This window comes from Maritalea sp. (assembly GCF_051251695.1).
In the GTDB taxonomy this organism is placed as follows: domain Bacteria; phylum Pseudomonadota; class Alphaproteobacteria; order Rhizobiales; family Devosiaceae; genus Maritalea.
In genome coordinates this window covers 1-5,049 of record NZ_JBPOEU010000064.1, presented here as the reverse complement: position 1 = coordinate 5,049, position 5,049 = coordinate 1, and the positions used below count along the sequence as shown (strand labels likewise).

At 53.0% G+C, this 5,049-nt stretch carries 9 protein-coding genes and 1 tRNA gene; 4 read left to right on the top strand and 6 right to left on the bottom strand.

The window, feature by feature from the left end:
* Position 1 precedes the first annotated feature (1 nt).
* Positions 2–68 (top strand) — tRNA-Phe (locus ACSHWX_RS17815).
* A gap of 143 nt (positions 69–211) precedes the next feature.
* Here the strand turns inward: ACSHWX_RS17815 and ACSHWX_RS17810 are convergent.
* Both ACSHWX_RS17810 and ACSHWX_RS17805 read right to left on the bottom strand, forming a co-directional pair.
* Positions 212–484: a DUF3883 domain-containing protein gene (locus ACSHWX_RS17810; RefSeq protein WP_435669557.1), complete on the bottom strand. Its 273-nt coding sequence runs from the start codon at positions 482–484 to the stop codon at positions 212–214.
* The gene (locus ACSHWX_RS17805; protein WP_435669556.1) at positions 450–1,073 is read right to left on the bottom strand and encodes a recombinase family protein; all 624 of its coding nucleotides are present in this window, start codon (positions 1,071–1,073) and stop codon (positions 450–452) included. The genes ACSHWX_RS17810 and ACSHWX_RS17805 overlap by 35 nt, the downstream gene beginning before the upstream one ends.
* An 83-nt stretch (positions 1,074–1,156) precedes the next feature.
* Between ACSHWX_RS17805 and ACSHWX_RS17800 the strand changes: the two genes are divergently transcribed.
* Positions 1,157–1,501 (top strand): hypothetical protein, encoded by a 345-nt coding sequence (locus ACSHWX_RS17800; RefSeq protein WP_435669555.1) that lies wholly within the window; start codon positions 1,157–1,159, stop codon positions 1,499–1,501.
* Positions 1,502–1,504: 3 nt separating this feature from the next.
* Here the strand turns inward: ACSHWX_RS17800 and ACSHWX_RS17795 are convergent, their stop codons facing one another.
* The gene (locus tag ACSHWX_RS17795) at positions 1,505–2,236 is read right to left on the bottom strand and encodes a hypothetical protein (RefSeq protein WP_435669554.1); all 732 of its coding nucleotides are present in this window, start codon (positions 2,234–2,236) and stop codon (positions 1,505–1,507) included.
* Positions 2,237–2,396: 160 nt separating this feature from the next.
* Here ACSHWX_RS17795 and ACSHWX_RS17790 point away from each other — a divergent pair, with 160 nt between their 5' ends.
* The gene (locus ACSHWX_RS17790; protein ID WP_435669553.1) at positions 2,397–2,648 is read left to right on the top strand and encodes a type II toxin-antitoxin system ParD family antitoxin; all 252 of its coding nucleotides are present in this window, start codon (positions 2,397–2,399) and stop codon (positions 2,646–2,648) included.
* On the top strand, positions 2,645–2,944 hold the full coding sequence (locus ACSHWX_RS17785; protein WP_435669552.1) for a type II toxin-antitoxin system RelE/ParE family toxin: 300 nt from the start codon (positions 2,645–2,647) through the stop codon (positions 2,942–2,944). The genes ACSHWX_RS17790 and ACSHWX_RS17785 overlap by 4 nt, the downstream gene beginning before the upstream one ends.
* Before the next feature lie 188 nt (positions 2,945–3,132).
* Here ACSHWX_RS17785 and ACSHWX_RS17780 read toward each other — a convergent pair whose 3' ends face one another.
* From ACSHWX_RS17780 to ACSHWX_RS17770, 3 genes are read right to left on the bottom strand one after another with little or no spacing between them, the layout of a single operon-like run.
* Positions 3,133–3,423, bottom strand: coding sequence for a hypothetical protein (locus tag ACSHWX_RS17780; RefSeq protein ID WP_435669551.1), 291 nt, complete (start codon positions 3,421–3,423; stop codon positions 3,133–3,135).
* A 2-nt stretch (positions 3,424–3,425) separates the two neighbouring features.
* Positions 3,426–3,845 (bottom strand): plasmid mobilization protein, encoded by a 420-nt coding sequence (locus ACSHWX_RS17775; protein ID WP_435669550.1) that lies wholly within the window; start codon positions 3,843–3,845, stop codon positions 3,426–3,428.
* A 17-nt stretch (positions 3,846–3,862) separates the two neighbouring features.
* Positions 3,863–4,093: a hypothetical protein gene (locus tag ACSHWX_RS17770; protein ID WP_435669549.1), complete on the bottom strand. Its 231-nt coding sequence runs from the start codon at positions 4,091–4,093 to the stop codon at positions 3,863–3,865.
* Positions 4,094–5,049: the final 956 nt, after the last annotated feature.

Below are 5,049 nucleotides of genomic sequence, written 5' to 3'. Positions count from 1 at the left end.
TAGCTCAGGGGTAGAGCAGTGGATTGAAAATCCTCGTGTCGGTGGTTCGATTCCGCCCCTGGGCACCATTTAACTCTAATGAAAACAAAGCGATGGGCTGTGATTTATTGCAGACATTATGTCGTCTGATATTGCTGGGTGTCATATGGGTGCCAACTTGAAATTGTCATGTCCCTTGAAACGCCTGAATGAGAGCGGTTTTATCGCGATTTCAAACTCGCGCACGATAAGAAGTTGCTTCAAGTTGCACCGAGTCTGACAAGCTGCCCGATAGCGTGAAGAATCGGGGTTGGGCTGGAAAGCCAAATACACGTACTAGACGATACGCTGTGCCCTTTTCTTCGGACACAGAGACTTCGTTGGATGATACAAAAAACGGTGTAGCTCTCCCGCTTGTGGTCGTCTTCACTTCTAGAAAGATTTCGCTTCCATCATCATCAAGGCGAGGGCTAGGCTTTGCCCGAGCGCGGGATGTCGAAGCCAGCGTCGGTAAGGGCGTCGAGCATGCTGGCGCGGTCGGTGATTATCCACGCATGCGCCTCGTGCACGGTCTCAGCGGGCAACAATGCGGGCCGCCCCAGCCGCACTCCGCGACGGCGCGCGGCGGCCAGACCTTCGCGGGTGCGACGGCTGATAATGCGGCGTTCAAATTGCGCGAAGGCCGCTAGGATATTGAAGAACAGCTCACCTTCCAAGCTGTCGGTGTCCAAATGCATGCGCTGAATACGGAAATGCACGCCGCGACTGCGCAGATCCTCTGCGGTCAGGATTGCATCGACGGCAGAGCGAAACGCCCGATCCAGATCGCTGACCACCAGCGTATCGCCACGCCGCAGCCCCGCCCGCAACGCGTCAAATACAGGGCGTTTGGTCGCAGCACCCGAAACATATTCGATATGCAGCTCAGAGCAGACCGCATCAAGTTGCGCCACTTGCCGGTCGGTGATCTGTGCAGCGGTGGACACGCGGATATAGCCGACTTGGCGCGGCGGACCGCTTTGCGCCGCATCTGGGCAAAAAGGATCCTTTCCGACCAAGGAAATTTTGCCACGCGCGCGCGCACTCTGCGCCATCGCTTGTGTTGAAATTCCACCCTTTCTCTTTATCCCGTTCCGACCTTTCGGTAAAGCGGAAGCATGCACAAAAACCATGGAATATGAACAGCATAGGTAGGGTGCTTGCAGCAACCGCGATGGTGGCAACGCTCGCAATCTGTCCACAGGTTTCTTGGGCGGAAGGATTTACGGGGCAGGAGTTTTTGGAATGGTCGGACAGCAACCAACGCAACTACATTGAAACGCAAATCGTCATGGCCTCATCAATAGCCGCGCGTATCAAGCCGCAGCTATCACAGTGTATTACGGATGAATTTTTCGGCTCTAAAGGGCTCTCACAGGATGGGTTTTCGAAAGTACTTACGCGCGTCGAGGAATTTTCGGAATATCACCCAAGTTCTGTTTTGGTGATTGTTCTCGAGAACACATGTGGCGCGTTCAAATGACAATCAGCTTCCAAACGATGGGAAATTGTTGGGTGCAGGGGCACTGATCGACACCTCTAGCTCATTCGGCGTTACGGAAGCTTGGGCTGGGCGCATGTTCTCGACACTATCAAGCGCATCTCGCATGGCATCTTTGCTCATAGGGTTTTCGCGATCATCATAGCGATCACGAATGCCGCCAAGCGTATCGTGCCGGTAACCCTGCCAGTCGGCAAGTAAAGCAGCCCCATCGGCCCTGCGGTCCTTTGCATCAAAATAGTTGCTCCCGCTTGGCGCATTTGGTGGCCAGATAATGCCTTCGGCAATTTCGGGGCGCAGCACCGTGCCATCTGCATACACGGTTTGACCATCACCGGTTTTGAACACCGGTCGACCATCCGGCCCTTTGGCTGCGCGCGCCTCCATGTCGGCGATCTGGGCGTCTAGGTCTTGCAATGCAGCTTCCAAATTCGCGATGACCGTATCAGCCTCGATTTCTGCAGTCGCAAGGCTTTCCCCAAGAGTCTCATAAAGCGCGCGATACTCGGGGTCTTGCAGCAGCAAATCCAAGGCATCGCGGAACGCTTTCTCAGCTTTCTTTTTCTCGATCTCACGTCTGGCACGTGATTTTCCACCGAACCGTGTCATGCGGCCAGAGTCTCGACCCGCAATCGCATCATTGTAATCGTCGCGATCCACGCGCAGACGCGCGTCTGCGTTTTTTGCATGTTCCAATGATGTCAGCTCGTCTTCCATGAATCTCCATAAAGTCTATATCTGCCAATATCTTACCATAGGTTGTGGCTTTCGCGCAAATAACGCATGGGGCTGCATGTATCTGACGGCCAAGCGGCACAGGCGATTTTGACAAATATTGCCATTCTATGTCATACTTCTTGTGAGAAGGAGGCATCTTATGGCCAGCATGAACATTTCCCTGCCCGACATGATGCGGGAATGGGTGGAACAGCAAACGCAGTCGGGGCGCTATGACAATGCCAGCGAATATATGCGCGATCTTATCCGCCACGATCAGGACCGCGCGTCCAAAATTGCCTCCATGCAACAATTGGTGAGCGAGGCGCTCGCAAGTGGTGACAGCGACAAATCTCTGGCAGAAATCCGACAAATGGCCCGCGATAGCGTGGCACATCGCGGAGATGTATGAGGTTTACGCTTACAAAGGCCGCGCAAGGCGACCTGATTGATATCTATGTGCAGGGCGTGCGGACCTTCGGGACCGTACAGGCGGAACGCTATCAGGACCGGTTGGATCAGGCGATCCTCTTGATTGCGGACACCCCCAAGGTTGCGCGCTTGAGATTTGAAATCGACCCACCGGTTCGCATCCACCCCGTTCAATCGCATATGATTGTCTATTTGGTCACAGATGCCGGTGCCGTGCGCATTTTGCGTGTCCGTCATCAACGTGAAAACTGGGGCAATGATCCGGTTGGACTGTGAAGCGACAAGTAGCTCTGCCTACATCAAGCATCTAAGCCTCTGAAACCTAACCAACTCCATTTTACCGACGCATCACATTGACCTTTTGCGACACAAACTTTGCTTTTCGACTGGCCTATCCCACAACGGTCGTTCGCGGGAGACTACGCTGACGTTTGCAACGCGGACTGGAAGGCCATCTGCCTTGATCAGGGGAAGACCGGTCCCAGCCCAACCACGACATTCGAGCTTGGCACGGCGTCTTCAAATTGTTCGACCGTAACCTTTGCATCCGGTGGCGGGTTGAGCGATAGGGAAAACAGGAATTTCTGGCACTGCGTGGCTTGGCTAATCGCCTCGGCCTCCGCAAAGGCCCCGAATAGATCATCCGCAATGAACCCTTCAAGGCTGTGAAGGCTCACATGGTCATTGTCCCGCGCGTTCACCAAATGCCGCGCGAGCTCTGCCCCATATCCACGTTCATTGCCTTTTAAGATCACCGTTAAGATCTCCGCGACGTGCCCAAGGCCTGCATCAACAGCGCACGGATGGCAGCAAGATGGTCATTCGCCTCCGCGATATCCGCCTTTTCCTGCGGGCCAACGATCAGAGCGCCGATATTGGCGTGATAGGCCAGTTGATTGAGATTGCTGGCAATCCGCGACTGCCCCAACAAAGCCAGCGCCTCAGCCGCCGCCTTTTTGTCTTCAACCGTTGACCCAGATCGCTTTTTGCGCCGCTTCGTTTCTTCGGAAAACACGCAGGCCCGCACATAGGCGCTGAGCGTCATGCCTGCTGCCAGTTCTTCCAGCCGTTGCCGTTCCTCTGCCGTCAACCGCAACGTTAGCGGAGACCGATTCCGCCGCTTGCTCCCTTTCGCTACAGCAGCCTCATTGAACCCGTCCGCCGTGCGTCCAGCCATCTTCCCGATACCCGACCTCATGGCTCTAGCCCCGGCAAATCTGCAGTGGGAGGTGATGGTTCAGTGCCTTCCGCATCAGTCGCGGCGGCATCGGCAAACGCCGATAACCTGTGGATAACTTCCGGCTCAGCCTTGAGAACTTCCGTCCAGTTCTCTAATTCTTCAAGCAGTTCCGGTGCGGAAAAAGGTTCTAGGTTGTTCCCGTCCGGTGCACCATTTTTATTGCTATATTGCAATAGCTTAGCCATTTACGCCTCGATGCAAATATTCTCAGAAATATTAAATTCCTCGTCAAATGCAGCTCAAATGCAGTCCCCTGTGCCTTTTTGTATAATAAAGGGGTGACTTAGGGGTGACGCATTATTGGCATTCCAGCACGCTAATTTAAGTCCTGATTCTAAAAAGGCACATCGCGGCCTGAAACTCCCATTTAGGGTGCAGATGTTGGGCATACAGAGGCGCATCGCCAATCCCTCGGCATATTTGAGCTCTCTGAACCCACGATGAATCTAAAGTTTTCTATTTATCATGAGAACTGCCTCCATCCCAAATTATGGAACTTTCAGGAAGAGTCCTAAGCATTGGAACATACCTACAGCAACAGGCCTATATGATAAGCGAAGTGAATGACCGCCCTCTGCCTCTTATGTCAAGTATTACGAACGGCTCAATCTGGACCTTGGAGTATCGCACAACGCTGCGCCGCAGGTATCACATCTAAGATATTGATCAATGGCATAGAGGAACGCAGCGGTCTTGTCTCCGAGGACCTACTCATTCGTCGTGGTTGCATATTTTAGTAAGTATGACATTCTTGCATTAAGCAACCTTAGGGCGAAAATCATGACAGAATCCAGCGCATTGCTAACTCTAAGCCTAAATACCTTCATTCGATATTATTCGATGTCCCACTCCAAACTAGTCGGCGAGATTGGCCGTCGGATGCAAGCTTCGCATGGGTATGATTATTATGGAAGTTTAACGGCTGCTGTGCGCGCTAAGATTAGTGGGGCATCGAACGATGAAATTCAACATATTCTTAGTCGGTCTAGCAATCCCTCGGAACTGAGTCATAACAAAGCTGCCTATGAGATGTTCCTAGAGAAGTTTGGGACAAAGAATAACGTCGTCCATCGCGAAATCGGATAGACTTCGCCTTTGTAATCAACCGCGACGTGACCGCGCCGATCACCACGTGCCAGAT